The 23,955-nt window shown below is 69.4% G+C and carries 26 protein-coding genes; 16 read left to right on the top strand and 10 right to left on the bottom strand.

Annotated elements, in window-relative coordinates:
• The coding region (locus GVN21_RS13675) for a DUF3597 domain-containing protein (RefSeq protein WP_166575314.1) at positions 1-286 on the top strand (286 nt) is incomplete at its 5' end.
• Positions 287-324: 38 nt separating this feature from the next.
• Positions 325-594, top strand: a complete 270-nt coding sequence (locus GVN21_RS13670; protein WP_166575313.1) for a hypothetical protein — start codon at positions 325-327, stop codon at positions 592-594.
• A 5-nt stretch (positions 595-599) separates the two neighbouring features.
• Here GVN21_RS13670 and truA read toward each other — a convergent pair whose 3' ends face one another.
• Positions 600-1,337, bottom strand: coding sequence for a tRNA pseudouridine(38-40) synthase TruA (gene truA, locus GVN21_RS13665; protein WP_166575312.1), 738 nt, complete (start codon positions 1,335-1,337; stop codon positions 600-602).
• Entirely contained in the window at positions 1,337-2,263 is a 927-nt protein-coding gene (gene fmt, locus GVN21_RS13660) for a methionyl-tRNA formyltransferase (RefSeq protein ID WP_166575311.1), read from the bottom strand. The genes truA and fmt overlap by 1 nt, the downstream gene beginning before the upstream one ends.
• A gap of 95 nt (positions 2,264-2,358) precedes the next feature.
• Between fmt and GVN21_RS13655 the strand changes: the two genes are divergently transcribed.
• Positions 2,359-2,658: a cell surface protein gene (locus GVN21_RS13655; protein ID WP_166575310.1), complete on the top strand. Its 300-nt coding sequence runs from the start codon at positions 2,359-2,361 to the stop codon at positions 2,656-2,658.
• Between the two features lie 161 nt (positions 2,659-2,819).
• On the opposite strand, the gene GVN21_RS13650 is transcribed toward GVN21_RS13655, so the two are convergent.
• Positions 2,820-3,803, bottom strand: a complete 984-nt coding sequence (locus tag GVN21_RS13650) for a hypothetical protein (protein WP_166575309.1) — start codon at positions 3,801-3,803, stop codon at positions 2,820-2,822.
• Between the two features lie 167 nt (positions 3,804-3,970).
• On the opposite strand from GVN21_RS13650, the gene prfA reads away from it, so the two are divergent.
• Positions 3,971-5,041: a peptide chain release factor 1 gene (prfA, locus tag GVN21_RS13645; protein ID WP_166575308.1), complete on the top strand. Its 1,071-nt coding sequence runs from the start codon at positions 3,971-3,973 to the stop codon at positions 5,039-5,041.
• A gap of 63 nt (positions 5,042-5,104) precedes the next feature.
• Positions 5,105-5,878 (top strand): sel1 repeat family protein, encoded by a 774-nt coding sequence (locus tag GVN21_RS13640; protein ID WP_166575307.1) that lies wholly within the window; start codon positions 5,105-5,107, stop codon positions 5,876-5,878.
• Here the strand turns inward: GVN21_RS13640 and GVN21_RS13635 are convergent.
• On the bottom strand, positions 5,875-7,158 hold the full coding sequence (locus tag GVN21_RS13635; protein WP_240902936.1) for a YihY/virulence factor BrkB family protein: 1,284 nt from the start codon (positions 7,156-7,158) through the stop codon (positions 5,875-5,877). The two genes, GVN21_RS13640 and GVN21_RS13635, sit on opposite strands and share 4 nt — an antisense overlap.
• 124 nt (positions 7,159-7,282) lie before the next feature.
• Between GVN21_RS13635 and GVN21_RS13630 the strand changes: the two genes are divergently transcribed.
• The 3 genes from GVN21_RS13630 (at position 7,283) to GVN21_RS13620 (ending at position 10,175) form a co-directional block, all read left to right on the top strand.
• Positions 7,283-8,056 (top strand): MOSC domain-containing protein, encoded by a 774-nt coding sequence (locus GVN21_RS13630; protein WP_166575306.1) that lies wholly within the window; start codon positions 7,283-7,285, stop codon positions 8,054-8,056.
• On the top strand, positions 8,053-8,919 hold the full coding sequence (gene prmC, locus GVN21_RS13625) for a peptide chain release factor N(5)-glutamine methyltransferase (protein WP_166575305.1): 867 nt from the start codon (positions 8,053-8,055) through the stop codon (positions 8,917-8,919). The genes GVN21_RS13630 and prmC overlap by 4 nt, the downstream gene beginning before the upstream one ends.
• Before the next feature lie 197 nt (positions 8,920-9,116).
• Positions 9,117-10,175 (top strand): DUF4167 domain-containing protein, encoded by a 1,059-nt coding sequence (locus GVN21_RS13620; protein ID WP_166575304.1) that lies wholly within the window; start codon positions 9,117-9,119, stop codon positions 10,173-10,175.
• A 41-nt stretch (positions 10,176-10,216) separates the two neighbouring features.
• On the opposite strand, the gene GVN21_RS13615 is transcribed toward GVN21_RS13620, so the two are convergent.
• The 4 genes from GVN21_RS13615 to GVN21_RS13600 all read right to left on the bottom strand — a co-directional run bounded on the left by GVN21_RS13615 (position 10,217) and on the right by GVN21_RS13600 (position 13,907).
• On the bottom strand, positions 10,217-11,647 hold the full coding sequence (locus GVN21_RS13615; protein WP_166575303.1) for an amidase: 1,431 nt from the start codon (positions 11,645-11,647) through the stop codon (positions 10,217-10,219).
• Positions 11,648-11,880: 233 nt separating this feature from the next.
• Entirely contained in the window at positions 11,881-13,146 is a 1,266-nt protein-coding gene (locus GVN21_RS13610; protein ID WP_166575302.1) for an aminotransferase class III-fold pyridoxal phosphate-dependent enzyme, read from the bottom strand.
• A 36-nt stretch (positions 13,147-13,182) separates the two neighbouring features.
• The gene (locus GVN21_RS13605) at positions 13,183-13,653 is read right to left on the bottom strand and encodes a YbjN domain-containing protein (RefSeq protein ID WP_166575301.1); all 471 of its coding nucleotides are present in this window, start codon (positions 13,651-13,653) and stop codon (positions 13,183-13,185) included.
• Complete coding sequence (locus GVN21_RS13600; RefSeq protein ID WP_166575300.1) at positions 13,653-13,907, bottom strand: GNAT family N-acetyltransferase; 255 nt, start codon at positions 13,905-13,907, stop codon at positions 13,653-13,655. Before GVN21_RS13600 ends, GVN21_RS13605 begins: the two co-directional genes overlap by 1 nt.
• An 81-nt stretch (positions 13,908-13,988) precedes the next feature.
• On the opposite strand from GVN21_RS13600, the gene GVN21_RS13595 reads away from it, so the two are divergent.
• Positions 13,989-14,552 carry a DUF3617 family protein gene (locus tag GVN21_RS13595; RefSeq protein ID WP_166575299.1) on the top strand — a complete coding sequence of 188 codons (564 nt, stop codon included), beginning with the start codon at positions 13,989-13,991 and terminating at the stop codon, positions 14,550-14,552.
• Between the two features lie 2 nt (positions 14,553-14,554).
• Here the strand turns inward: GVN21_RS13595 and GVN21_RS13590 are convergent, their stop codons facing one another.
• Positions 14,555-15,739 (bottom strand): acetyl-CoA C-acyltransferase, encoded by a 1,185-nt coding sequence (locus GVN21_RS13590; protein ID WP_166575298.1) that lies wholly within the window; start codon positions 15,737-15,739, stop codon positions 14,555-14,557.
• 136 nt (positions 15,740-15,875) lie between these two features.
• Between GVN21_RS13590 and GVN21_RS13585 the strand changes: the two genes are divergently transcribed.
• The 5 genes from GVN21_RS13585 to GVN21_RS13565 all read left to right on the top strand — a co-directional run bounded on the left by GVN21_RS13585 (position 15,876) and on the right by GVN21_RS13565 (position 21,023).
• Complete coding sequence (locus tag GVN21_RS13585) at positions 15,876-17,522, top strand: hypothetical protein (protein WP_166575297.1); 1,647 nt, start codon at positions 15,876-15,878, stop codon at positions 17,520-17,522.
• Positions 17,523-17,621: 99 nt separating this feature from the next.
• Positions 17,622-18,107: a helix-turn-helix domain-containing protein gene (locus GVN21_RS13580; RefSeq protein WP_166575296.1), complete on the top strand. Its 486-nt coding sequence runs from the start codon at positions 17,622-17,624 to the stop codon at positions 18,105-18,107.
• 98 nt (positions 18,108-18,205) lie between these two features.
• A complete protein-coding gene (locus GVN21_RS13575; protein ID WP_166575295.1) occupies positions 18,206-18,892 on the top strand; it encodes a hypothetical protein in 687 nt (228 codons plus the stop codon).
• 11 nt (positions 18,893-18,903) lie between these two features.
• Complete coding sequence (locus GVN21_RS13570; protein WP_166575294.1) at positions 18,904-20,052, top strand: acyl-CoA dehydrogenase family protein; 1,149 nt, start codon at positions 18,904-18,906, stop codon at positions 20,050-20,052.
• A 161-nt stretch (positions 20,053-20,213) separates the two neighbouring features.
• The gene (locus GVN21_RS13565; RefSeq protein WP_240902935.1) at positions 20,214-21,023 is read left to right on the top strand and encodes a glycine zipper 2TM domain-containing protein; all 810 of its coding nucleotides are present in this window, start codon (positions 20,214-20,216) and stop codon (positions 21,021-21,023) included.
• Positions 21,024-21,083: 60 nt separating this feature from the next.
• On the opposite strand, the gene GVN21_RS13560 is transcribed toward GVN21_RS13565, so the two are convergent.
• A complete protein-coding gene (locus GVN21_RS13560; protein WP_166575292.1) occupies positions 21,084-22,097 on the bottom strand; it encodes an adenosine deaminase in 1,014 nt (337 codons plus the stop codon).
• Between the two features lie 229 nt (positions 22,098-22,326).
• Here GVN21_RS13560 and GVN21_RS13555 point away from each other — a divergent pair, with 229 nt between their 5' ends.
• Positions 22,327-22,512 carry a hypothetical protein gene (locus tag GVN21_RS13555; RefSeq protein ID WP_166575291.1) on the top strand — a complete coding sequence of 62 codons (186 nt, stop codon included), beginning with the start codon at positions 22,327-22,329 and terminating at the stop codon, positions 22,510-22,512.
• 126 nt (positions 22,513-22,638) lie between these two features.
• On the top strand, positions 22,639-23,895 hold the full coding sequence (locus tag GVN21_RS13550) for a GTP cyclohydrolase II (protein ID WP_166575290.1): 1,257 nt from the start codon (positions 22,639-22,641) through the stop codon (positions 23,893-23,895).
• Positions 23,896-23,955: the final 60 nt, after the last annotated feature.

The following is a 23,955-nucleotide window of genomic DNA, read 5'->3' as shown; positions in this document are numbered from 1 at the left end:
GGCCCAGGCCGCCCCCGCCCCGCAACAGCCGGTCGATATCGAGGCGGTCCTCGAAGACATGGCCAAGGACAATCCCCAGAAGCTCAACTGGCGCACCTCGATCGTCGACCTGATGAAGCTGGTCGGGATGGAGAGCAGCCTGCAGGAGCGCAAGGACCTGGCCGACGAGCTGGGCTACACCGGCGACAAGTCCGACAGCGCCTCGATGAACATCTGGCTCCACAAGGCGGTGCTGAAGAAGCTGGCCGAGAACGGCGGCAAGATCCCGGCGAGCATGCTGGACTAGGGTTGCGCCGGTGCGGGTCGTGATCCACGATCCGCACCATGGATGAGCGCGTACGCCGACTTCACGGCCGCTTCACTGCCACACGGATGGCAATCCTCGCCATTGCCTTGCTGGTGATCGGACCGCTGCTCTGGTTCTCGCCGCCGTCCTGGCAGCCTTGGTTGATGTTCGTGATTGGGCCGGTCTGGCTGGGCTGCATGGCGTGGGCCTATTGGGTGCGTGGTGATCTCGTGAACCGCGCACCCGACTCTCCGGATGAACTTCACGCGCGGCAGAGCCGCCGGTCGATATTCGACGAGAAAGCCTGACCCGGTCAGTAGCTGACGTCGGTCAGGTACAGCCCCTCGGCCGGCGCCACGGGGCCGCACGCCCTGCGGTCCCGCGCCTCCAGCGCCTTGACCACATCCTCCCCCGTCCACCGCCCGACCCCGACTTCTACTAGGGTGCCGGTCATCGAGCGGACCTGGCGATGGAGGAAGCTGCGGCTGGCGAAGTCGAGCAGGACATAGTCGCTCTCGCGTCGCACGACGGCCAGGTCCAGCGTCTTCATCGGCGACTTGGCCTGGCAATGCAGGTGGCGGAACGTCGTGAAGTCGTGGTGGCCGACCAGAGCCTGGGCGGCGGCGTGCATGGCCGCCGCATCGATCGGCTTCTTCACATGCCAGACCCGGCCCTGGTCCAGGGCCGGCGGCGCCTCGCGGTTGAGGATGCGGTAGAGATAACGGCGCTCGGTGGCGCTGAACCGGGCGTGCCAGCCCTCTTGGGCGATCTCCGCATCGAGCACCACGATGGGCTCGGGGACCAGGTGGGCGTTGAGCGCATTGCGCACCGTCGTCGGCGGCCAGGCCTTGGTCAGGTCGATATGGATCACCTGGCCCGTGGCGTGGACCCCGGTGTCGGTGCGGCCGGCTGCGTGGATGCGCAGTTCCTCGCCGCAGAAGGCCTTTACCGCCCGCTCGATCGAACCCTGTACGCTCGGCAGATCGTCCTGGGCCTGGAAGCCGCGATAGGGGCTGCCGTCATACTCGATGGTGAGGCGATAGCGGGGCATCAGGCCAAGGCCGTGCCGGCCGGCAGGGGAAAACCGCGCAGGAAGACATCGGCCGGCTGGCGACCCTTGCCCTCGCGCTGCAGCTCCAGCAGCCGCACGGCGCCCTCGCCACAGGCGATCAGCAGGCCATCGTCCAGCGCCGCACCGGGCGCGCCCGCCTCGTCCTCGACCCGCGACATCAGCGCCTTCACTCGCACCGGACCCCGACTCGACGGCGCCTCGAACCAGGCCCCGGGAAAGGGCGACAGGCCCCGGATGCGGCGATCGACCTCCTCGGCCGGTTGGGTCCAGTCGATGCGGGCCTCGGCCGGGGTGATCTTGCGGGCGTAGGTGACGCCCTCCTCGGCCTGCGGCGTCTCGACGGCGGTTCCCGCCTGGATGGCCGGCAGGGTCTCGACCAGCAGCCGGGCGCCCAGCTGCGCCAGCCGGTCGTGGATCGTGCCGGCGGTGTCGTACTGGCCGATGCGAGTGGTCGCCGTGGCGATCACCGCCCCCTCGTCGAGACCCTCGCTCATCCGCATGACCTGGACGCCGGTGATCTCGTCGCCGGCCATCACCGCCCGCTGGATCGGCGCCGCGCCCCGCCAGCGCGGCAGCAGCGAGCCATGCAGGTTGAAACAGCCCAGGCGCGGGGCCTCCAGCACGCCGGACTTGAGGATCTGGCCGAAGGCGACGACCACGGCCGCGTCCAGGTCGAGCGCGGCGAAGGCGGCGATTTCCTCCTCCGGCTTCATCGACTTCGGCGTGCGGACCGCAAGTCTGTGGTCCAGCGCGAACTGGTGCACCGGCGAGGGTTTCAGGTCCTGGCCCCGGCCGCGCGGAGCCGGCGGCTGGCTGTAGACGCAGGCGATCTCATGGCCGGCCTCCAGGAGGGCGGCCAGGCTGACGACGGCGAAATCGGGGGTGCCGAGGAAAGCGAGACGCATGGCGCCAGCCTGTAGCGGCTCAAGCCACGGGACGGAAGGGAACCGGCGTCATCACAGCTCGTTGAGCGCCTGGAACATTCTTGAGGAGACCGCCCATGCGCTCGATCGCTCTCGCCCTCGCCGCCGTCGGCGCCCTTGCCCTCACCGCCTGCGATGCCTCCGACCGCGCCGAGCTGAAAGAAGGCGCCAAGGCCGCCGGAGCCGAGGTCAAGGAAGCCGCCAGCGACATCGCCAACGACCCGGACGTCAAGGAAGCCGGCGCGGCGATCAAGGAAGCCGGCGCCGAGGCCGCCGACGCGGTGAAGGACACCGCCGCCAACGCCCAGGCCGACCTGGCCGACGCGGCGGCCGAGGACAAAGCCCAGGCGGCCGCCGAGCAGGGTGAGAAGCGGTAGGGGCGCCATCCCGCTAATTTCAGTCATCCCGGCCGGAGCGCGCAGCGCGGAGGGCCGGGACCCAGGCGGGCATGAACTGGCTATCGGACGCCGCGTTTCGGTCTGTGCTCCGTCACCCCTGGATCCCGAATAAGCGCTGCGCGCTTCCCGGGATGACAGGGTCAGTGATGATCCGCCACGGCCGGCGCATGCCCACCGCCCGCGTGCGCGGCCGGGGCCGGAGCATGCCCATGCGCCGCGTGGGGATCCGCCGGCAGCGGAGCCGCCTTCGGAAACTCGCCCGACTGGCTCCAGCTGGGCTGTTCAAAGCCCTGGTCGGCGATCTGCCACAGCAGCTGGACGTAGCGCTTGGCCATCTCGTGGGTGACGGCGGCCGCGTCGATCTTCTCGGTCAGCACATCGGCCATGCCCGATTCCTTGGCGGCCGCGGCGGTGCTCTTCAGCAGGTAACCGGCCTTTTGCAGCTTATCGATCCGCTGGGCGGCGGTGGGCTTCTTCTCTTCCTTCCGCCCTCCGAAGAAGGACCAGCCGCCCCCCGACGACCTGGGCTTGTCGTCCTCGGTCTTCTCGGACTTGGCCTTGGTCTCCAGCTCCTTGAGCAGCACGCTGAGCAGCTTGTTGCAGCCCGAGACCACCACGAAGGCGGCCTTCTCCGACTGCGCCGCGTCCCACAGCGGCTTGAAGCCCTCGCGGAACACCTCCGGCGTGGCCTTGCTGAAGCGCGGCGAGGGCGGCGGGCCGTGGTGACCGTGGTCGTGGGGCTTGGCGGCCGCCGGCTCGCCCAGCGGCTTGCCGCACATCGGACAGGGGCTGCCGGCGGGCGGCGGGTTGTTGATCACCGTGATCCCGCCCATCGGCGTGCCGATCAGCGGCTGGGGCATGACCACCATCGGGGGCGTGCTGATGGGGCTGATCACTGCGCCCGGAACGACGGTGGTGGTCGTGGTGACCGGCACGACATTGGCGCCGCTGGTCACCGTGGTCGGGGTGGTGAAGACGGTCGGGGCGGCGCCGGGCAGGCCGACGGACACAGCCTGGTGCGGGGAATAGGCGACCGGCGCGGCGGCCGGGGCGGCATGGGCCTCATGCCCATCCGGTTCGCGCTCATAGCGGCTGTCGAGGGAACAGCGGGGCGCGTCGCTCACGGCCTCGTCCCCCGGCTCACCATGGCCAAAATCGCACCCATGCCCACCATACCCCCGGATACCTATGGTTAACGAAACCCCGGAAGCGGTGTTTTGGCAAGAGGATTGGCGCCGCGCGGGCGAGAAGAGTAGAGGATGCGACCCTTTCGTATCGGAGTGTCACCCCCTTGCGTCTCCCCCAGGCCCGCCTCGACCAGGTGCTCGACCGCTTCCATGAGGTCGAAGCGCGCATGGGCGCCGCGACCGACGGCGCCGAGATCGTCAAGCTGTCGAAGGAACACGCAGAGCTGAAGCCCGTGGCCGATGCCGTGGCCGGCCTGGAGAAGGCGCGCGCCGAGCTGCCCGAGCTGGAGGCTATGGCCGCCGACCCGGACCCGGACATCAGCGAGCTGGCACGCGCCGAGTTGGAGGCGCTGGAGAAGCAGCTGCCGGAACAGGAAAAGGCGCTGGCCCTGATGCTGGCCCCCAAGGACAAGGACGAGAACGCCAGCGCCATCCTGGAAATCCGCGCCGGCACCGGCGGCGACGAGGCGGCCCTGTTCGCCGGCGACCTGTTCCGGATGTACGCCCGCTACGCCCAGCTGCGCGGCTGGCGGGTCGAGATCGACAGCGTCTCCGAAGGCGAGATGGGCGGCTACAAGGAAATCATCGCCTCGGTCACCGGCGACGGCGTCTTCGGCCGGCTGAAGTTCGAGAGCGGCGTCCACCGGGTCCAGCGCGTCCCGGCCACCGAAAGCCAGGGCCGCATCCACACCAGCGCGGCCACCGTGGCGGTGCTGCCCGAGGCCGAGGACGTGGAGATCGAGATCAACGAGAGCGACCTGCGGATCGACACATACCGCTCGTCCGGGGCGGGCGGCCAGCACGTCAACAAGACCGACTCGGCCGTGCGCATCACCCACATCCCGACCGGTGTGGTGGTGACCTCCTCTGAAAAGAGCCAGCACGAGAACCGCCGCAAGGCGATGAAGAACCTCAAGGCTCGGCTCTACGACATGCAGCGCCAGGCCCTCGACGACGCCCGCTCCGAGGCCCGTAAGAGCCAGGTCGGCAGCGGCGACCGCTCCGAACGCATCCGCACCTACAACTTCCCGCAAGGCCGGGTGACCGACCACCGGATCAACCTGACCCTCTACAATCTGGAGCGGATCATGCCGGGCGACGCCCTGGACGACGTGGTGAACCCGCTGATCGCCGAGGATCAGGCGGCGCGGCTGGCGGCGCTGGAGGACCTGTAGGGCTGTTGGCGAGACGCCGCGAGTGTTGCTAGGCTCCACGCAACCGGAACGGGATGGATCGTCATGCGGGGGCTATGGCTTGCCCTGTTGCTGCCGCTGATCGGTGGATGCGCCACCGGCGTGCCGGGCTATTGCTACGCCGATCGCTGGCGGGGGTGCGAGGAGCCGCTTCGTCGGGCAAAGGCGGGCGACGTGACCGCGATGATGCAGGTCGGCCTGTCCTATGAGATCGCCCGCAAGAACCGCGCCGCCATGGCCTGGTACCGGCGCGCCGCCGACGCCGGCCACCACAGGGCGATATCCCCCTACGCCCGCCTTTTGGGACATGACCGGCCGGCGGAGGCGTTGGCCTGGCTCGAGCGCGGCGCGGCCGCCGGTGACCGGGACTCGCGCTTCTCGCTGGCAATGACCCTGGCGCAAGGCCCCGACCCCGCACTTCATGACGCGCCCCGTGCCAGGGCCATTCTAGATGCCCTGGTGGCCGAAGGGGACACGGCGGCCACCCTGGACTACGCCCGCTGGCAAGCGCGCCTTCCTGAAGGCAAGGCCAAGGCCCGCGAACTCTATGAAAAGCTGTCGGCGCAGGAGGGCTCTTTTGGCATGTATCCCCCCCTGGCCCGAATGCTGGTGGCGGGGGAAGGCGGGCCGGCGGACCCGGTGCGGGGCCGGGCCATGCTGGAGGCCTATGTCGCGCAGGTTCCGATCGACACGCCGGTGGTGGAGGACCTGATCGTCCTGCTGGAGAAAGGGATCGGCGGTCCGGCCGATCCCGAACGCGCGGCCGGGTTCCGCAAATACATCGACGAGAATACGCCCACGCTGGAGGAAATCCTCTAGCGGCCGACCCGCTTCAGAACATCCTTGATCGCGCCGACGCCGCCGGCGATCTCATCGCTCAGTTTCAGCGCCTCGCCGACGGTGTCGGCCATCGCCGCGCCCCGCTCGCCCATGGGGGCCGGCGGACCGGTCGTCGAATCGTGCGCCGTCTGGTGCTCGATCTCGGCGTTCAGCTCGGCGCCGATCAGGATGGTCAGCACCGAGAACCACACCCACATCATGAAGGCGATCACCGCGCCGAGCGGCCCATAGGTCGCATCCAGGTTAGACATCGAGCCGACGTACCAGCTGAAGATCAGCGAGCCGACCAGCCACATCACCGAAGCCGCCACCGCCCCCCAGGTCAGCCAGCGCCAGCGCGCCTTCGCCCGCGACGGCCCGATCCGATAGATCAGGGTGAAGGCCAGGGCGGCCAGGGCCAGCACGAACAGCCAGCGCAGCGGGATCCAGACGACCAGCAGCAGATCCAGGCCCGCCGCTTCCATCGCGGCCGGCAGGGCGACCAGCAGGCCAGCCACGCTGGCCAGGAACAGCAGCGCACCGAAGGTGCAGACATAGCTGAGCGCCGTCTGGCGGAAAAAGGGTCGGGTCTCGGCCTCGTCGTAGGCGACGTTGAGGCCCTCGAACATCGCCTTCATTCCGGCGTTGGCGCTCCAGACCGACACCAGCAGGCTGATCACCAGCGCCACCGTCAGCTTGCCCTCGTGCTGGCCGGCGATACGCAGCATCTGGTCGCCGACGATCTGGACCACGCTGGCCGGGAAGACGCCGCTCATCTCGTTCAGCTGTTCGCGCACGGTCGCCACATCGGCGAACAGGCCATAGACCGACACGAAGGCCGCGATGGCCGGGAAGATGGCCAGCAAGGCGTAGAAGGTCACCCCGCCGGCGACGGTGGGCAGCTTGTCCTGACCGATCTCGCGGATCACCCGCCACAACACGTCCCGCCAGCCGATCAACGGGATGTGGCCCGGCCGCCGGGCGTCGCGGCCTCGGCCGGGCTGGGCGGTGTCGAAGGCCTCGACGCTCATCTGCCGTACGTCCGAGGCGCCGGGAGTGACCTTTTCGCCATGGCCGGCCGTGGTCACCGCGGTTCCACGCGGCCACAGCCCGATCGCCGCCACCAGGGCTATCCAGGGGACGAGACCGTAGGGCCGGCTCCGGGCGTAGTCGGACGCCTGGCCCGGCATCGCCCGCCAGTCGCGCCGCGCCGTCCAGCCCACCAGCAGCCCGGCGCCCCGGCCAAGCGCATAGGCGCCGCGACCGAGCGCGCCCGCCATCTTCCTCGAGGGCTGTTTGACACCCCCACCCTTGAACCAGCCCATCCATCGCCTCCGCCGAAGGCAAACACCGACAAGCGGGCCGGGGTTGCGGCGGCCCCCCGGCTTTGGCACTTGAGGCCCCATGCGCGCCACCGTCGCCAGCCTTTACCGTCATCCCGTCAAGGGCTTCACCCCCGAGCCGCTGGCCCGCGCCGACCTGGTCGCTGGCGGCCCGTTCCCCTGCGACCGGCTCTATGTCGTCGAGGACGGACCCAGCGATTTCGACCCGGCCGCCCCGGCCTACGTGCCCAAGATGCAGTTCGCGGTGCTGGCCAAGATCGCCGAGGTGGCCAAGGCCCGCACCGCCTATGACGAGGCCACCGGCGTCCTCACCGCCAGCGCCGAGGGCTGCCCGCCCTTCGCCGGCGATCTGCGCGGAGAGCCTGGCCGGCAGGCCTTCGCCGCCTGGCTGGCTGGCCTCCTGGGCGCGGCCGCCACGGGACCGCTGAAGGTGCTGCCCGGGCCGAACGGCCACCGCTTCATGGACCACCCCAAGGGCGACGTGTCGGTCATCAACCTGGCCAGCGTCCGTGACCTGGCCGAGCGGATCGGCCGCCCGCTGGATCCCCTGCGCTTCCGCGCCAACCTCTATGTCGAGGGCTGGCCCGCCTGGGCCGAGAACGACTGGACCGGGCGGACCCTGTCAGTGGGCGGGGCGCGGGCGATCGGGTTCAAGCCCATCGTCCGCTGCGCCGCCATCGACGTGGACCCGGCGACCGGCGTCCGTGACACCGAGCTGCCCGCCCAGCTGTTCAACACCTACGGCCACATCTTCTGCGGCCTCTATCTCCACGTCACCGACAGCGGGAGCATCGCCGTCGGGGATACCGTCGAACTGCTGCCGGACCCGCAATGAGCACCCTCCTCACCGCCTGGAAAGCCGCCCAAGCCACCCTCAAGGCCGCCGGTATCGACCAGCCCTCCATCGACGCCCGGCTTATGCTGGAGGCCGCCACCGGCGCCAGCCGGATGGACATCCTGACCGACCCTTACCGCGAGCTGACGGCCCAGCAGCAGGCGGCGTTGGACGACTTCGTCGCCCAGCGCGCCCGTCGCCGCCCGATCAGCCACATCCTCGGCCGCAAGGGCTTCTGGAAGATCATGCTGTCGGTCACCCCTGACGTGCTGACCCCCCGGCCGGACACCGAGGCCATCCTCGACGTGGTGCTGCCGGCCTTCCCCGAGCACATGGCGTTTTCGATGCTCGACCTGGGCGTCGGCTCCGGCGCCATCCTGCTGGCCATCCTGGCCGAACGGCCGGCGGCCAAGGGACTGGGCGTCGACACCTCCAGCGAGGCCCTTGCGGTGGCGCGGGAGAACGCCGCCAACCTGGACCTGAACGACCGCGCCGCCTTCCTGCGCGGCGACTGGACCGCCGGGCTGGGTGACGCTCAGTTCGACCTGGTGGTCTCCAACCCGCCCTACATCGCCACCGACGAGATCGAGACCCTCGACCCCGAGGTGCGCGACCATGAGCCGCGGCTGGCGCTCGACGGCGGGCCGGACGGCCTCGATGCCTATCGCGTGCTGGCCCCCGAGATCCTGCGGGTGCTGAAGCCCGGCGGCCTGTTCGCGGTGGAGATCGGCCATACCCAGTCTGCCCCGGTCGAGGCCCTGTTCCGTCAGGCCGGCGCCGACCAGGTGCGCACCACCCAGGACCTCGCCACCCGGGACCGGGTGGTGACCGGTTTCAAAAACCCCTTGGAAACGGGCGGTTGAAGCGCTACATCGAGAGTCGTTCCCACTCTAAACAAGCTGTACCGGGGTCACCTGAAGCAGCGGGCGCGCGGGCCTGATGGCCGCGAGCCGGGCGGGACGAGGATCACTCTTCGACAGGACTAGAGACGGACCGGGGGGTCCCACCAAGGTCTCAAAGACAGGCATTCGGGCCCATTGCGCCCGACGACAGGAACACCATGAGAGATTTCAAGGGCATGAAGCGGCAGCGTGGCCGCAACCGGAACACCGGTAACAAGCCCCAGCAACACAACGCCAACCGGGCCTACGATTCCAACGGGCCGGAGGGCAAGGTGCGCGGCACCGCCCAGAGCATCTTCGAAAAGTACCAGCAGCTGGCTCGCGACGCGACCACCGGCGGCGACCGGGTGCTGGCCGAGAACTTCCTCCAGCACGCCGAGCACTATTTCCGCCTGATCCGGGCCATCCAGCCCAATCGGCCGGTCACCGACATCATCGGCCGCGACCAATACAGCAGCGGCATGGACATCGACTTCGAGGCCGAGCCGGAGGAGACCCCGGAGGTCCCCGCCGCCGCCGAGAACGAGCAGCCGTCCGAGGGCGGCGAGGGCGAGGACCGCCCCCGCTTCGAGAACCGCCAGCAGAACCGCGACCGTTTCGAGGGCAACCGCCAGAACCGCGAAGACCGGCCCCGCGATGACCGGCCCCGCGATGATCGTGAAGGCGGCCGCCGCGACCGCTGGCGCGACCGGGACGACCGGCCCAGAGACGGGCAGCGGGACGACCGGCCCAGAGATGGGCAACGCGACGACCGTCCGCGTGATCGCGACGACCGTCCCCGTGACGGGCAACGTGACGACCGGCCGCGCGACCGCGATGATCGCCCGCGGGACGACCGGCCCCGCGAAGACCGCTTCCGCGACCGCGACGACCGTCCCCGCGACGAAGACCGGCCCCGCGACCGCGAAGACCGCCCGCGTGAAGAGCGCGAAGGCGGCCGCCGCAACCGCTACGACCGCGACCGCAACCGCGATGAACCGCGCGATCCGTTGGCGGTGATCGAACCCCAGGCCGCGCCCTTGGCCGCCGAACCGGCCGCTCCCTCCCCGCGCCTGCGCGGCCAGGACGGCGCCGTCTCCGAACTCCCCGGCTTCCTCTCCCGATCGGCCCCCGCCGCGACGGAAGAACCAGCCGAAGCCCCGGCCAAGCCCAAGCGCCGCGCCCGGGCTCCCAAGAGCTTCGAAGCCGAAGCGGCCAAGGGATCGGACGAGAACTAATAACGTCTCCCTCGCGCAAAGCGCGGGGGAGGACCTTCAGCCTACCCCCAGATCGCCGGCCGCCGATCCTTCCACGGCATCTCCTTCTCCAGCTGCCCGGCCAGCCGGAACAGCGTCCCCTCGTCGGCATACCGCGCGGTGAACATCATCGCGATCGGCAGCCCCTCCGCCGACTGATGCAGCGGCAGGCTCAGCGACGGCTGGCCGGTGAAGTTGAACGGCGGGGTGAACGGGAAGGTCGCGCTCTGCGCCTTGTCGAAGCTGCGCAGATCGTCGGTCAGGGTGTCGAGGAACGCGTGCTTCGGCGGCACGGTCCCCAGCACCGGGGTCAGATAGACGTCGAAGGCCTCGAAGTTGGCCAGGATCTCGCGGTTCATGAGCCGCAGCTGCTGCCAGCCCCACATCGCCTGGTCGCCGGTGATCCGCTTTCCCGCCTCGTAGCCGCGCCGGGCCAGCCCTTCGATCTCGCCCTCGCCGGGCTCGTGGCCGATCTTGTCGACCCAGCGCTTCATCCCCGCCGAGAAATTGCTGGCCGAGACCAGCGCCTGGGCGCGGTAGAGGGTGCGGTAGTCGACGCCCAGCCCCTGCTCGACCACCTCGTGGCCGAGCGCCTTGAGGGTGGCCACGGTCTCTTCCAGCTTGGCCCGCACCTCGTCGGCGATCGGCTTGCCGTTCGGCGTCTCGGCCGACCAAAAGATGCGCAGCGTCCCGGGCGAGCGCCCCACCTCCTCCAGGTACGGCCGCTCCTTGGCCGGATGGGCATAGGGGGAGGCCGGCTCCGGATAGCCGGTGGCGTCAAGCATGGCGGCGCTGTCGCGCACCGTGCGGCTGACCACATGATCGACCGAGAAGCCGATGGCCCGGTCATAGTCCTCGCCGCCATTGGGATTGCGGTCGCGGGTGGTCTTCATCCCGACCAGCCCGCAGCAGGCGGCCGGGATACGGATCGAGCCCAGACCGTCGCTGGCATGGGCCAGGGGTACCATCCCCGAGGCGGTGGCGCTGGCCGCTCCGCCGGACGATCCGCCGCTGATCCGGCTCGGATCCCAGGGGTTGGAACAGGGGCCGAGGCGCCGGCTGGTGGTCACCCCCGGAATACCGAACTCCGGCGTATTGGACTTGCCGACCAGCACCACGCCGGACGCCCGATAGCGCCTGACCAGCTCGCTGTCGTCCGCGTCCGCCGCCACCTGCGCGAACATCGACCCCGAACTGCGCGGCCAGCCCTTCACCTGGGCGCCCAGGTCCTTGATCAGGAACGGCACGCCCTTGAACGGCCCATCGGGCAGGTCGCCGGCGGCGGCCTTGCGGGCGTCGTCATAGGCCTTCCAGACCACGGCGTTCAGGGTCGGGTTATGCGCCTCGATCCGCTCGATGGCCGCCTCGACCAGCTCGCCGGGTGAGACCTTGCCGGTCTTGACCAGCTGGGCCAAGCCCAGGCCGTCGTGCTCGGCGTATTCGCTGAAGGCCATGTCTCTCTCCCGATGTGTTCTGATTTTTCGCAAGCTTTGCACACCACTCTCCCTCACGCGAGTGGGGGAGTGGCTTTGGCGAGCGCTGCAAGCGAGCCAAACCGAGGGGGTCCCTCTGCCGCTGGAACGCCAATCCCTGACCGCCGGCGCTGCCCCGCCTCCTGGTCCGTCGCTCACGCTCCGAATCGTCCTTCGCCCCCTCGCGGGGGCGGAGAGCGAACGCTAGCCCGCCATCAGCGCGCCGCCAGGAAGGCCAGCTTCTCCACCGGCCCGAGCGACCCGGCGTCCCGCCTCAGGTCCCCAAACGCCCCCTCGGCCGCGTCGAGCGCCATGGAGATGTCCTCCTCGCTCATCGCCGCGCAGAGGAACATGTTGTGCCAGGGGTGCACGTACACACCCCGCGCCAGCATGGCGCTAGACCAGGCGAAGCCGAGACGCAGGTCCGGGTCGTCATCGAACAGGAACAGCGGCATGGTCGCCGGTCCCGTCTGGCGGAAGCCGAAGCCGGCCGCCGCCGCCCGCTCCGACAGCCCGGCGCGAAGGGTCTCGCCCAGCCGCTGCATCCGCTCGAGATAGTCTGTCTCCCGCACCAGGCGCAGGGTCTCCAGCCCGGCCGCCATCGCCGCCCCGGCGAACCAGAAGCTGCCCGTCACATAGATCGAGGCCGCCGCCTTGCGGGCCTTGTCGTTGCCCAGAAGGGCCGAGATCGGATGGCCGTTGGCGATGCACTTGCCCCAGGTCGACAGGTCCGGCGCCACCCCGATGGCCGCCCAGCTGCAGTCGCGGGCCACCCGCAGACCCGCCCGGACATCGTCGACCACCAGCAAGGCGCCGCGTTCGTCGGCCAGTTCCCGCGCCCGGCGGGCGTAGGCGGCGTCCGGGGCGGCCTGGTCGATGAAGGCGTCATGGCGGAACGGGGCGGCGAAGATGGCCGCCAGGTCATCGCCCGCCGCCGCGACCGCCGCCTCCAGGCTGGCGATATCGTTGTAGGCGCAGAAATGCTGATGGGCCTTGTCGCTGGGGACCACTCCGGCCGGCCGTGGCGTGCACCAGGGCGCGGCCCCGTGATAGGCGCCCCGCGCCAGCACCAGGCCCTTAGCGCCGGTATGGGCGCGGGCGGCCATCATGGCCATGGTGGTGGCGTCCGTGCCGTTCTTGCAGAACATCGCCCAGTCGGCGTGGCCGACCATGGCCACCATCGCCTCGGCCAGTTCGACCATCAGGGCGGTGGGGCCGGTCAGGGCGTCGCCGGTTTCCAGCTGGCGGACGTAGGCGGCGTTGATCGAGGCGTGGCCATAGCCGAACAGGTTCGGCCCATAGGCGCACATCAGGTCCAGGTAGCGTCGCCCGTCGGCGTCCGTCAGGTGGGCGCCCTCGCCGCCGGTGAAGAACTGCGGATAGTCATCGGGCAGCAGCCCGATCGACTGGTGGCCGTACATGCCGCCCGGGATCACCGCCTCGGCGCGGCGGCGCAGGGCCTTGTCGACGGGTCCGGACATGGTGGGCCTCCCTTTTTGGCCCACGATATACCGGCGTCAGCGGAGCGCCAGCGCCTCGCCGAGGATGGCGACGAACAGCTGGATGTTGGCTTCCAGGTTCTTGCGGCTGACCCCCTCGTCGAGGATCACATACCGGCTGAGGCTGACGGTCCGGGGATCATCCCGCGTCGCCTTCACCGCCGGATAGTCGAGCCGTGTCAGCGCCGCCTGGGCCTTGGCTGGTGTGTCGTAGGTCACGAAGGCCACCAGGCTGACGCCCTTGCATCGCGTGGCGGCGCCCGCGCCGCTGCAGGCCGCGCCATAGAGGGCGAAGTTGGCGCCGCCGCTCTGGACGATCAGGAAGGGGTCGCCGTTGTCCAGTTTATCGACCTGGGCCACGGTCAGCCCGGCCATGCCGCCAACCAGCGACCGCATCTCCGGCGCGCTCCAGCTGGAAACGAGCGGCTGGGCCCACGCCGGCCCGCAGGCCAGCGCCGCCGCCAAGACGATCCCCGCCCCCAGCCGCATCAGTTGGGATGCCGCCGCAGCCAGGTCGCGGCATAGCCGCAGATCGGCACGATCGTCTCGCCCTTGGCCCTGGCGTCGGCCTGGACCCCACGCATCAGCCGGTCGGAGGTCCCCTTGCCCCGCAGCGGCACGGGCGAGAACACATAATCGATGATAAGCCGGCCGTCCTCGCGCCGATAGTCGGCGTAGGCGGTCAGCCCCTCCTCTTCCAGTTCGTAGCGGCCGGCGGCCTGGTTGTCGGTCACGTGGGTCATCATAACGAATATAGCGCCTCGCGCGGCCGGATGATCCCCGTTATCGTCGGGAAAATCGCCACAGTGTCTCCAAGGATTCTCATGCGCCACCTCCTCGCCAGCGCCACCGTGATCGCCGCTCTGGCCCTGCTGGGCGCCTGCGACAAGGATCCGGCCAAGACCGACGCCAAGCCGGCAACGAAGACCAAGGTCACCGGCGGCGAGGGCCCGCCGCCTCGCGAACTGGGACAATGGCAGCATGTGGTCACAGCCCGCGGCCAGACCCGAACCATGTCCATCTGCCTGGACAAGGAAACCGAGCAGCGGGTCAGCTGGCTGAGCGTCGCCGATGCCGGCGACTGCAGCCAGCGGGAGTACAGCCGCCAGGCCGACGGCACCTGGACCTTCTACACCGTGTGCAAGACCAGCGTCGGCGGCGAGACGACCACCTCCGGCGCGGCAAAGGGCGATTTCACCAAGGATTTCACCGTGATAGCGACCCTGACCACGGTCGGCGCCAATCAAGCCGCGGCCAATGGCACCGTCGATATGGCCGTGCAACTCAAGCACCTGGGTCCCTGCCCCGCCGGCCACCGCGGCGGCGACGTCCAGATCGCAGGCGTGCCCGGTGTCCGCAACATCAACGACCAGGGAGCGGGCCGGTAGGCTCAGACCAACTCCACCGCCATTGCGGTCGCCTCGCCGCCGCCGATGCACAGGCTGGCCAGGCCCCGCTTGCCGCCGCGCGCCTTGAGGGCGCTGAGCAGGGTGGCGAGAATACGCGCGCCCGAGGCGCCGATGGGATGGCCCAGCGCCGTCGCGCCGCCGTTGACGTTCAGCTTGTCGCGCGGGATGCCCAGCTCCCGCTGGGCGATCATGGCCACCACGGCGAAGGCCTCGTTGACCTCGAACAGATCGACGTCCTCGACACTCCAGCCGGCCTTGTTCAGCGCCTTCCGCATGGCCGGCACCGGAGCGGTGGTGAACTGACCCGGCTCATGGGCGTGGGCCGCATGGGCCACCACGCGGGCGACGATCGGCATGCCCAGCGCCCTGGCCACCGACTCGCGGGTCATCACCAGGGCGGCGGCGCCGTCACTGATCGAGCTGGCGTTGGCCGCGGTAATCGTGCCGTCCGACGCGAAGGCGGGCTTCAAGGTCGGAATCTTGGCCGCGTCGCCCTTGGGCGGCTGCTCGTCCTGGCTGACCGTCTCGACGCCCTTGCGGGTCTTGACCTCGACCGGAACGATCTCCGCTTCGAAGGCCCCGCTGTCGATCGCCGCCTTGGCCCGGTTCAGGCTCTCGATGGCGTAGGCGTCCTGGTCCTCGCGGGTGAATTGGTAGCTGCGGGCCGAATCCTCGGCGAAGGCCCCCATCAGCTTGCCGGGCGTGTAGGCGTCCTCGAGGCCATCGAGATACATGCTGTCCTTGATCGTATCATGCCCGATCCGCGCCCCGCCCCGGTGCTTGGTCAGCAGGTAGGGCGCCCCGGACATGCTCTCCATGCCGCCGGCCACGATAATGTCGGCGCTGCCCGCGGCCAGGGCGTCGTGCGCCATGATCGCCGCCTGCATCCCGCTGCCGCACATCTTGTTGACCGTGGTCGCCTCGACCGACAGGGGCAACCCGGCGTTCAACGCCGCCTGCCGCGCCGGCGCCTGCCCCAGCCCCGCCGGCAGCACGCACCCCATGAAGATCTGCTCGACCTTGTCGCCGGAGATCCCGGCCCGATCCAACGCCGCCTTGACCGCCACGGCCCCCAGATCAGTGGCCTTCACGCCGGACAAAACCCCCTGGAACCCCCCCATCGGGGTACGCGCGAATGAGGCAATGACGACAGGATCGGCGGACATGTTGGCTTTCCCTCGAAGTTCAGGCCAGGTTCAGGCGCGGGCTGTCATGTGAGCCATGTATCGGCCCGCGACAAGACCCGCGGGAGCTTTGGGTCCCCCCACCCGTTCAGGTGGCCCCGGTTGAAGGAGTACCGCGATGTTCAAGCCCGCCCTGTTGGCGTCCGCCGCCGCCCTGGCGCTGACCCTGGCCGCCTGCGACCAGCCGGCCAAGACGCCGCCCGTGGCCGAGGGGCCAACCTCCGAACAGCTGGCCATCGACCTGACCGAGGACGTCGCCCCCCTGGCCGAGAACCTCCCCGACGCCCCGGCCGTACCCGTCCTGGCCGCCGCCGCCCCCGCCGCCCAGCGCGACTACTGGCAGGATGTCGCCGCCGCGGACGGCTACTACGCGGACGAGGCTCCGGACTATTATTACGAGTATGACGATGTCGATCCCGTCTACTGGGAGGACGAGAACGATGGCTGGCGGGTGATGGAGCCCCTGCCCTACGGCGGTGAGCGCTATTATTACTATCGGGCCGGCGAGGATGAGCCCTGGTTCGTTCGGGACCCGGATTTCGGCTACGCCTATGCCGGCGGGGCGCTGGCGGTGGTCTATGACAGCTATGGTCGGCCTCTGCCCTATGAGTATCGGCGCAGCCGCTCGAACTATGCCAGCCGCTACTATGTGCGGGCCGCCGAACTGCGGCGCGCGGCCCGGCGGGCCGAGCGCCGGCGGGTTGAGAACGCGACCTGGCGCCGCCGCGAGGTGATCGCGCAGCGCGAGCGCGAGCGCTGGAACGATGTCTATGACCGCCGGGGCGACGACTGGCGCCGGGCCGACCGGCGCGAGCGGCGGGACGACCTGCCCCCGCCGTTGGTGGTCGCGCGCCGCGCCGAGGCGCTGGAGCGCCGCCGCCAGGATCAGCTGGATCAAGCCCGCGCCGAGCGTGAACGGCGCACCGTCGAGGCGCGGCAGGAGGCTCAGCAACGGGCCGTGGAGCAGCGCCGCGAGGATCGCCGCGAGCAGAAGCAGGATCGGCTGGAACAGAAGCAGGAACAGCGCCAGGAGCAGCTTCAACAGAAGCAGGAACAACGCCAGGATCGGATCGAGCAGAAGCAAGGGCGTCGTCAGGACCGTCTGGAACAGAAGCAGGAGCAGCGCCAGGATCGGATCGAGCAGAAGCAAGAGCGTCGTCAGGACCGTCTGGAACAGAAGCAGGAGCAGCGCCAGGAGCAGCTTCAGCAGAAGCAGGAGCGCCAGCAGGAGAAGCAGGAGCGCCAGCAGGAGAAGCAGGAGCGCCGCCAGGACCGCCAGGAGCAGAAGCAGGACAACCAGGCCCAACGCCAGGCTCAGCAGCGCGCACAGCAGGAACAGCAGGCCGCCCGTCAGGCCCAACAGCGACAGCAACAGCAGGAGCAGCAGGCCGCCCGCCAGCGTCAGCAGCAGGAGCAACAGGCGGGCCGTCAGGCTCAACAGCGCCAGCAGCAGGAACAGCAGGCTGAGCGCCAGGCCCAGCAGCAGCGGCAACAGCAGGAGCAGCAGGCGGCTCGTCAGGCGCAGCAGCGCCAGCAGCAGGAGCAGCAGGCCGCCCGCCGCGCTGAACAGCAGGCGGCGCAGCAGGCCGCCCAGCAGCAGCGGCAGCAACAGCAACAGGCGGCGCAACAACAGCGCCAGGAGCAGAAGGCCGCCCAGCAGCAGCAGAAGCAGGAACAGAAGGCTGATCGGCAGGAAGAAAAGGCCAAGCGGCGCGAGGAGAAGGCCGCCGCCAAGGCCGCGCGCCAGGGCGACGGTCAGGAGTAGCCGGCTAGGCCCCTCCCCGCCTGGGAGGGGCCGCCCGTTCTCCGTCTTTAATCAAAACCCCCCTTGCCTTCCCTGCGGGGAAGGATCACTTTGACGGTTATGGGCCGAACCGCCGATTATTCCCGTCAGACCTGCCCCATCGCCGCGACGCTGGAAGTGGTCGGCGATCCCTGGACCCTGCTGATCCTGCGCGACGCCTTCAACGGGGTGCGGCGGTTCGAACAGTGGCAGGAACGGCTGGGGGTGGCACGCAACGTGCTGGCCTCGCGGCTGAAGGCGCTGGTCGCCCACGGGGTGCTGGAACCCCGGCAATACTCCGACCGCCCGCCCCGCCAGGAATACCTCCTCACCGCGCGAGGTCGCGATCTGCGCCCCGTGCTTCTGACCCTCTACGACTGGGGCGAGCGGCATGTGTACGGCGAGGGCAACGGGCCGTTCGTGATGACCCATGACGGCCATCCGTTCCGCCCCAAGATGGTCTGCGCCACCTGTGACGAGGCCCCCGGCGAGCGCGACCTGCGCCGCACCGACCAGGACGTCGCCGCCCCGACGGTGGGCGAGGCTCTGGCGCGGGCCGCCGGCTGAACAGGCCCCACAGGCTGGCCTGCGCCGCCCTGGCGGCGGCGAGCGGCCTGTTTTCCGTCCCCGCCCTGGCCGCCGACTGCTGGTTCGAGAACGGCGCGGTGGTGGTCCCCGCCGAGGTGGCCGGGATCGCCGGCGACTATCTGATCGACCCTTCCGCCCCCACCACCCTGATCCACGAGACCCGCGCCCAGACCGAAGGCTTCGCGGCGGTCGACCTGGTGGCGGCGGTGCGCATCGACGGGCTGAGGATCAAGGCCCTGCCGGTGAAGGTGGCCGACCTGGACGGCCGCGCACCGGGGTTCGACACCCCCATCGCCGGGGTGATTGGGGCCGACGTCCTGGCCGGGCAGGTGGTGGACCTGGATTTCAAGCCCTGCCGGGTGAGCATACAGCCGCGGAGCGCAACGCGCCTGGGCGGACGGACCCTGCCCCTGGTCATGGTCGGCGGAACACCGACGGTGCGGGCGTCGGCGTCGGACGATCGGCGAGCGCGGTCCGGCCTGTTCGCCATCGACTGGAGCTCCGCGGGCTTGGTGCGGCTGAACGACCGGATCGCCGCCCTGAAGCCGCCGCGCGATGCGCTGGACCCGCTGGCCCGCAACGCCGCCCCCGCGCGATTGCGAGCGCTGTCGGTGGCCGACGCCCTCTATGAGGAGGCCGAGGCGGGGCTGATCGCCGGGCTGGACCCGGCGCTGACCGGCTCGCTGGGTGCCGACTTCTGGTCGCGTTGGCGGGTTCGGCTGGACATGAGGCGTGGCGTGGTGGTCCTGTTCCCCAAAACTTGAGGGGAAACGGCATGAACCCGGTGGAGACGGCCCGGAGCTTCCAGGCGGAAGCGCGCGAGCGGGCGCGGGAAATCGAGGACGCTCGACGCATGCCGGCCGATCTGGCCGGCAAGCTGGCCGGCGCAGGCCTCCTCAGGATGCTGATTCCCAGGTCCCTGGGCGGGCTGGAAAGTGAACCGCTCGAGGTAGCCGGCGCCATCGAGGCGCTCAGCGAAGCCGACGCCTCGACCGGCTGGTGCCTGATGATCGCCTCGACCACCGCGATGATGTCGGCGCGCCTCCCGCCCGATCAGGCCGCCGAGGTGTTCGGAGATCCGGGCGCCATCGCCGGCGGTGTGTTCGCCCCCATGGGCCGGGCCATCGACGAAGGCGACTGCTGGCGGGTCACCGGCCGTTGGAAATGGGGCAGCGGGTCTCAGAATGCCGCCTGGATCGCCGGCGGGGCGATGCTGATGGGCGAGGACGGGCCCCAGCGTGACGCCGCGGGCCAGCCGCAGCACCGGATGATGTTGTTTCCCGCCGCCGAGGTGGAGTTCATCGATACCTGGCGCACGGCCGGCCTGTGCGGCACCGGCAGTCTCGATTTCGCGGTCAGGGACGTGCTGGTCCCCAAGGGCCGGTCGGTGGCGCTGCAGTCCGACCCGCCGCTGGCCGATGGGGCGGTGTTCCGCTTCCCGCCGTTCGGCATGTTGGCGCTGGGCATCGCCGCCGTGGCCCTGGGCAACGCCAAGGGCGCCCTGGACGATTTTTCGGCCATAGCCGCCGCGTCCTCCTCGCAGGGCTCTCGCCGAACTCTGGCCGAGCGCAATGTGGTGCAGGCCGAGTTCGCCCGTGCGGCCGCCGAGGTAGAAGCGGCCCGCGCCGGGGTATTCGGGGCGGCAGAGCGGGTCTGGACAGCGGTGCGGGACGAGGGCGGGGCGACGCTGGCCGACCGCGCCCGGCTGCGGCTGGCCTGCGCCCACGCCGCGCGGACCTGCGCGGAGGCGACACGGCGGGTTTATGATCTGGGCGGCGGGGCGGCGGTATTCCTGGACAGTCCCTTGCAGCGGCGCTTCCGCGACGCCCATGTGATCCCGCACCACATCATGGTCTCCTCGCAGATCTTCGAACTGGCCGGCCGCGCCCTGCTGGGCCAGCCGACCCGCGAGGACGAGCTGTAACCAACTCTGGGCGGTATTGCGGGGCGGCTGGCAACCCGCACCGCGTATCAGCGTTTCAGCAACCATCGGGTCCCGGGACGGGGAGGCCCGCGCGTGCGGCCGTCAAGGCCGTTCAATCGTTTGGGAGCTGAAAAACGATGAGACATATACTGACGATCACCATGGCCAGTGCCCTGGCCATGAGCGCGGGCGCCGCCCTGGCCCAGCAGCGCTATCCGGCGCCGCAGACCTACGAACAATGGCAGGACCAGCAGGAAGACTACCGCCAAGAGCAGCGCGAGTACGAGCAGGCCCGCCGCGAGTGGGAACGCCGCCAGGCCGACTATGAGCGCCGCCAGGCCAACTACCAGCAGCGTCGCCAGGACTATGAGGCCCGCCGCGCCCAGTGGGAGCGCGACCGCGCCGACTACGATCGCCGGTACGGCTACGGCGCCTATGTTCGCCGCTACGGCGAATGGCGCTACGACCCGAACGCCCGCGTCGACTATGGCTATGACCGCGGCGGCCCCGGCCGTGACCGGGACGGCTACGGCCTCGACCGCGATGGCCGCGACTACTATGCCGGCTGGCGGCACGAGGACTGCGAGCGTCGCGAAGACCGCGGCCAGGTGATCGGCGGCCTGTTCGGCGCCCTGGCCGGCGCGGCCATCGGCTCGAACGTCGTCGACAACGAAGCCCAGACAGAAGGCACCGTGCTGGGCGCCATCGTAGGCGGCGCGATCGGGGCCAACATCGGCGAGAAGTCGGCCGCCTGCGACACGGACGGCTACTATTACACCTACGCCCAGACCTACGAGTACCGTGAGCCGCGCTATCGGGCCGGTTCGCGCAGCGGTCGATATGACCGCGACTGGTACATCCGCAACCGCTGCCGCCTGGCCGTGGCGCCGACCGATTACCGCGGCCGGACCGACTATCGCTACGTGCGCGTCTGTCCCGACCGCCGTGGCCGCTACCGGATCACCAGCTAAGCGCTGGAGGAAGGTTTGAGGGAGGGGCCGTCCGTCTGGGCGGCCCCTTTCCGTTGGGGGTCAGTTGGCAGCCGCGTAGGCGTCGATCGCCTGGAGGTGGAGTGCCACCCGTTCCTCATCGAGGAAGCTGCCGGTGAAGCTGTTCTTGGCCAGAAGGATCAGGTCTTCCCTGGTCAGGCCCAGGGATCCCGTCACGGCCCGGTAGTTGTCGCCGACATAGCCGCCGAAATAGGCCGGGTCGTCGCTGTTGATGGTGGCGTGCAGGCCCAGGTCCAGCATGCGTTTGAGCGGATGGTTGGCCAGATCCTCGACCACGCAAAGTTTGTGGTTCGACAACGGACAGACGGTCAGGGTCATGTCCATCGCCGCCAGGCGTGCGGTGAGGGCGGGGTCTTCCAGGCTGCGGTTGCCGTGGTCGATGCGGTCAACCTTCAGCAGGTCCAGCGCTTCCCAGACATATTCAGGTGGGCCTTCCTCGCCGGCGTGGGCGACCTTCAGCAGGCCGCGTTCGCCCGCCGCCTTGAACACCTTTGCAAACTTCGAGGGCGGATGGCCGACCTCCGAAGAGTCCAGGCCCACCCCGGCGATGCGGTCGAGATAGGGCTCGGCGGCCTTGAGGGTCTCGAAGGCGGCGTCCTCCTCCAGGTGTCGCAGGAAGCAGAGGATCAGCTTGCTGGAGATGCCATGCTTGGTCTGGGCCGCCTTCATGCCCGACAGCAGGCCGTCGGCGGCGATGCTGAACGGCAGGCCGCGGTCGGTGTGGGTCTGAGGATCGAAGAAGATCTCGGCGTGCACCCCGCCGTCGGCAGACAGTCGGTCGAAATAGGCCATGGCCAGGTCGTGGAAGTCCTGTTCCGTCTGCAGCACCCCCGCGCCCTGGTAGTAGATGTCCAGGAAGTCCTGCAGGTTGGAGAAGGCGTAGGCCGCCCGGACCTCCTCCACGGTCTTGAACGGCAGGTCTACGCGGTTGCGGCGACCGAACTCGAACATCTGCTCGGGCTCCAGGCTGCCTTCGATATGCAGGTGCAGTTCGGCCTTCGGCAGGCCGGCGATGAAGGCGTCAAGATCGGTCATGGAAACTCCAGCAGGTCGGCCGTCGATTTCATGATGGCTCGGAGGCGGGGTCAAGAGCGCTGAATGTCGGGCAATCGACAAATAACCGCGGTCGCCGACCAGGCGAATTAAGAGTAGGCCAAAGCGCCAGCATACAGTATACTGTTAGCTATCGTCGGGATTACACAGTGAGCCACCGACGCCTGAGAGACAGATAGGAGCTCCCGCTTCAGAACTGACGGAGCTACCCGTGCGTATCTTTTCTTTTTACATCCATGATACCCGCTACAGCGTGCCGACGCTTCAGATCGTCAATGCGCCGGACGAGGATCAGGCCCGCGAGATCGCCCAACAGCGGCTCGACGAGTCGATGGCCCACCTCGCCATCGAGGTGGTGGAAGACGACAGGCGGTTGTTCGAGCTGACCCGGGGCTGAGCTCCGGTATTCGCCCCCTCTTGCCAAGCAACAGGTTCGGGACCACTATCTCCGCTCAAAGGCCCCCTGCCGGCGAAAACCGGCGGGGGCTTTTTCGTTTCTGGAGAGCCCACGGGCCAACTACGCATGTCACTCAATCGTCAAGGTCACATCCGGCTGACGTCCCACCCGGGCGTCGGCGGCGCCAGCCGCTTCCCCCTGAACTGGGGCGCCCCCACCGCGCAGGAGCGCGGCCCGGTGGTCGCCACCGTCAACGCGGGTGTCGACCGCAACGCCATCGGCGCCCACGGCGGCGCCTATAGCGTCTATCGCGCCCTGGCCATTTCCTCGGGGGCGATGAACCCCCTGGCCCGTCCCGACCTCACCGACACCTCGCCGGTGGTCGATATCGGCCCACACGATCAGTGGAAGAACGCCGAAAAGATCGTCAGCCTCGATCCCTGGGGTCACCGGGTGTCGGTCGATTTCGCGCGGGAGATCGCCGAGGGCGTCGATATCCGTCCTACCATCGCGATCACCAAGGCCCGGCTGACCCTGCCGGAGATTTCCGAGGCCATTGCCGCCGGCCGGCTGAAGGTGGACGGCGACATCGTCCATGAGGGCGGCGACGTGGCGGTGACCAAGGCGGCCATCGACCCGGTGTGGTATCTGCCCGGCATCGCCGAGCGGTTCGAGGTCGAGGAGACCCAGCTGCGCCGGACCCTGTTCGAACAGACCGGCGGCATGTACCCCGAGCTGGTCACCCGGCCGGACATGAAGGTGTTCCTGCCCCCGATCGGCGGCATCACCCTCTACATCTTCGGCGACCCGGCCTTCATCGGCCGCGAGGACAAGCGCCTGACCTGCCGCGTTCATGACGAGTGCAATGGGTCGGACGTGTTCGGCTCTGACATCTGCACCTGCCGCCCCTACCTGACCCACGGGATCGAGGAGTGCGTGCGCGAGGCCCAGAACGGCGGATCGGGCCTGATCGTCTACAATCGCAAGGAAGGCCGGGCGCTGGGCGAAGTGACCAAGTTCCTGGTCTACAACGCCCGCAAGCGCCAGCCTGGCGGCGACCAGGCGGCCACCTACTTCGAGCGCACCGAATGCGTCGCCGGGGTGCAGGACGCCCGCTTTCAGCAGCTGATGCCCGACATCATCCACTGGCTGGGCATCAAGCGGATCGACCGGTTCGTCTCGATGTCCAACATGAAGTTCGACGCCCTGGCGCAGGGCGGGATCGAGATCAAGGAACGGGTGCCGATCCCCGCCGACCTGATCCCCGACGACGCCAGTGTCGAGATGGAGGCCAAGAAGGCCGCCGGCTACTACACGCCGGAACCGCCGCCGAGCGCCGAGGACCTGACCAAGGTTGTCGGTCGTGGGTTGGACAAGTTCTAGGCACGAACCTGCTGGATGACCTTCCAACAATGAGCTCGGGCGCTGTTTCCTTGCCCCTCT

It is taken from the genome of Caulobacter sp. SLTY (assembly GCF_009905535.1).
Lineage (GTDB): Bacteria > Pseudomonadota > Alphaproteobacteria > Caulobacterales > Caulobacteraceae > Caulobacter.
This window is presented reverse-complemented; position numbering and strand designations above follow the sequence as displayed.

What these genes read in the sequence shown, in the direction of transcription:
- GVN21_RS13670 (WP_166575313.1), top strand. Translation starts at nt 325, where the DNA reads ATGGATGAGCGCGTACGCCGACTTCACGGCCGCTTCACTGCCACACGG.
- truA (WP_166575312.1), bottom strand. Translation starts at nt 1,337, where the DNA reads ATGCCCCGCTATCGCCTCACCATCGAGTATGACGGCAGCCCCTATCGC.
- fmt (WP_166575311.1), bottom strand. Translation starts at nt 2,263, where the DNA reads ATGCGTCTCGCTTTCCTCGGCACCCCCGATTTCGCCGTCGTCAGCCTG.
- GVN21_RS13655 (WP_166575310.1), top strand. Translation starts at nt 2,359, where the DNA reads ATGCGCTCGATCGCTCTCGCCCTCGCCGCCGTCGGCGCCCTTGCCCTC.
- GVN21_RS13640 (WP_166575307.1), top strand. Translation starts at nt 5,105, where the DNA reads ATGCGGGGGCTATGGCTTGCCCTGTTGCTGCCGCTGATCGGTGGATGC.
- GVN21_RS13635 (WP_240902936.1), bottom strand. Translation starts at nt 7,158, where the DNA reads ATGGCGGGCGCGCTCGGTCGCGGCGCCTATGCGCTTGGCCGGGGCGCC.
- GVN21_RS13630 (WP_166575306.1), top strand. Translation starts at nt 7,283, where the DNA reads ATGCGCGCCACCGTCGCCAGCCTTTACCGTCATCCCGTCAAGGGCTTC.
- prmC (WP_166575305.1), top strand. Translation starts at nt 8,053, where the DNA reads ATGAGCACCCTCCTCACCGCCTGGAAAGCCGCCCAAGCCACCCTCAAG.
- GVN21_RS13620 (WP_166575304.1), top strand. Translation starts at nt 9,117, where the DNA reads ATGAGAGATTTCAAGGGCATGAAGCGGCAGCGTGGCCGCAACCGGAAC.
- GVN21_RS13615 (WP_166575303.1), bottom strand. Translation starts at nt 11,647, where the DNA reads ATGGCCTTCAGCGAATACGCCGAGCACGACGGCCTGGGCTTGGCCCAG.
- GVN21_RS13610 (WP_166575302.1), bottom strand. Translation starts at nt 13,146, where the DNA reads ATGTCCGGACCCGTCGACAAGGCCCTGCGCCGCCGCGCCGAGGCGGTG.
- GVN21_RS13605 (WP_166575301.1), bottom strand. Translation starts at nt 13,653, where the DNA reads ATGCGGCTGGGGGCGGGGATCGTCTTGGCGGCGGCGCTGGCCTGCGGG.
- GVN21_RS13600 (WP_166575300.1), bottom strand. Translation starts at nt 13,907, where the DNA reads ATGACCCACGTGACCGACAACCAGGCCGCCGGCCGCTACGAACTGGAA.
- GVN21_RS13595 (WP_166575299.1), top strand. Translation starts at nt 13,989, where the DNA reads ATGCGCCACCTCCTCGCCAGCGCCACCGTGATCGCCGCTCTGGCCCTG.
- GVN21_RS13590 (WP_166575298.1), bottom strand. Translation starts at nt 15,739, where the DNA reads ATGTCCGCCGATCCTGTCGTCATTGCCTCATTCGCGCGTACCCCGATG.
- GVN21_RS13585 (WP_166575297.1), top strand. Translation starts at nt 15,876, where the DNA reads ATGTTCAAGCCCGCCCTGTTGGCGTCCGCCGCCGCCCTGGCGCTGACC.
- GVN21_RS13580 (WP_166575296.1), top strand. Translation starts at nt 17,622, where the DNA reads ATGGGCCGAACCGCCGATTATTCCCGTCAGACCTGCCCCATCGCCGCG.
- GVN21_RS13570 (WP_166575294.1), top strand. Translation starts at nt 18,904, where the DNA reads ATGAACCCGGTGGAGACGGCCCGGAGCTTCCAGGCGGAAGCGCGCGAG.
- GVN21_RS13565 (WP_240902935.1), top strand. Translation starts at nt 20,214, where the DNA reads ATGGCCAGTGCCCTGGCCATGAGCGCGGGCGCCGCCCTGGCCCAGCAG.
- GVN21_RS13560 (WP_166575292.1), bottom strand. Translation starts at nt 22,097, where the DNA reads ATGACCGATCTTGACGCCTTCATCGCCGGCCTGCCGAAGGCCGAACTG.
- GVN21_RS13550 (WP_166575290.1), top strand. Translation starts at nt 22,639, where the DNA reads ATGTCACTCAATCGTCAAGGTCACATCCGGCTGACGTCCCACCCGGGC.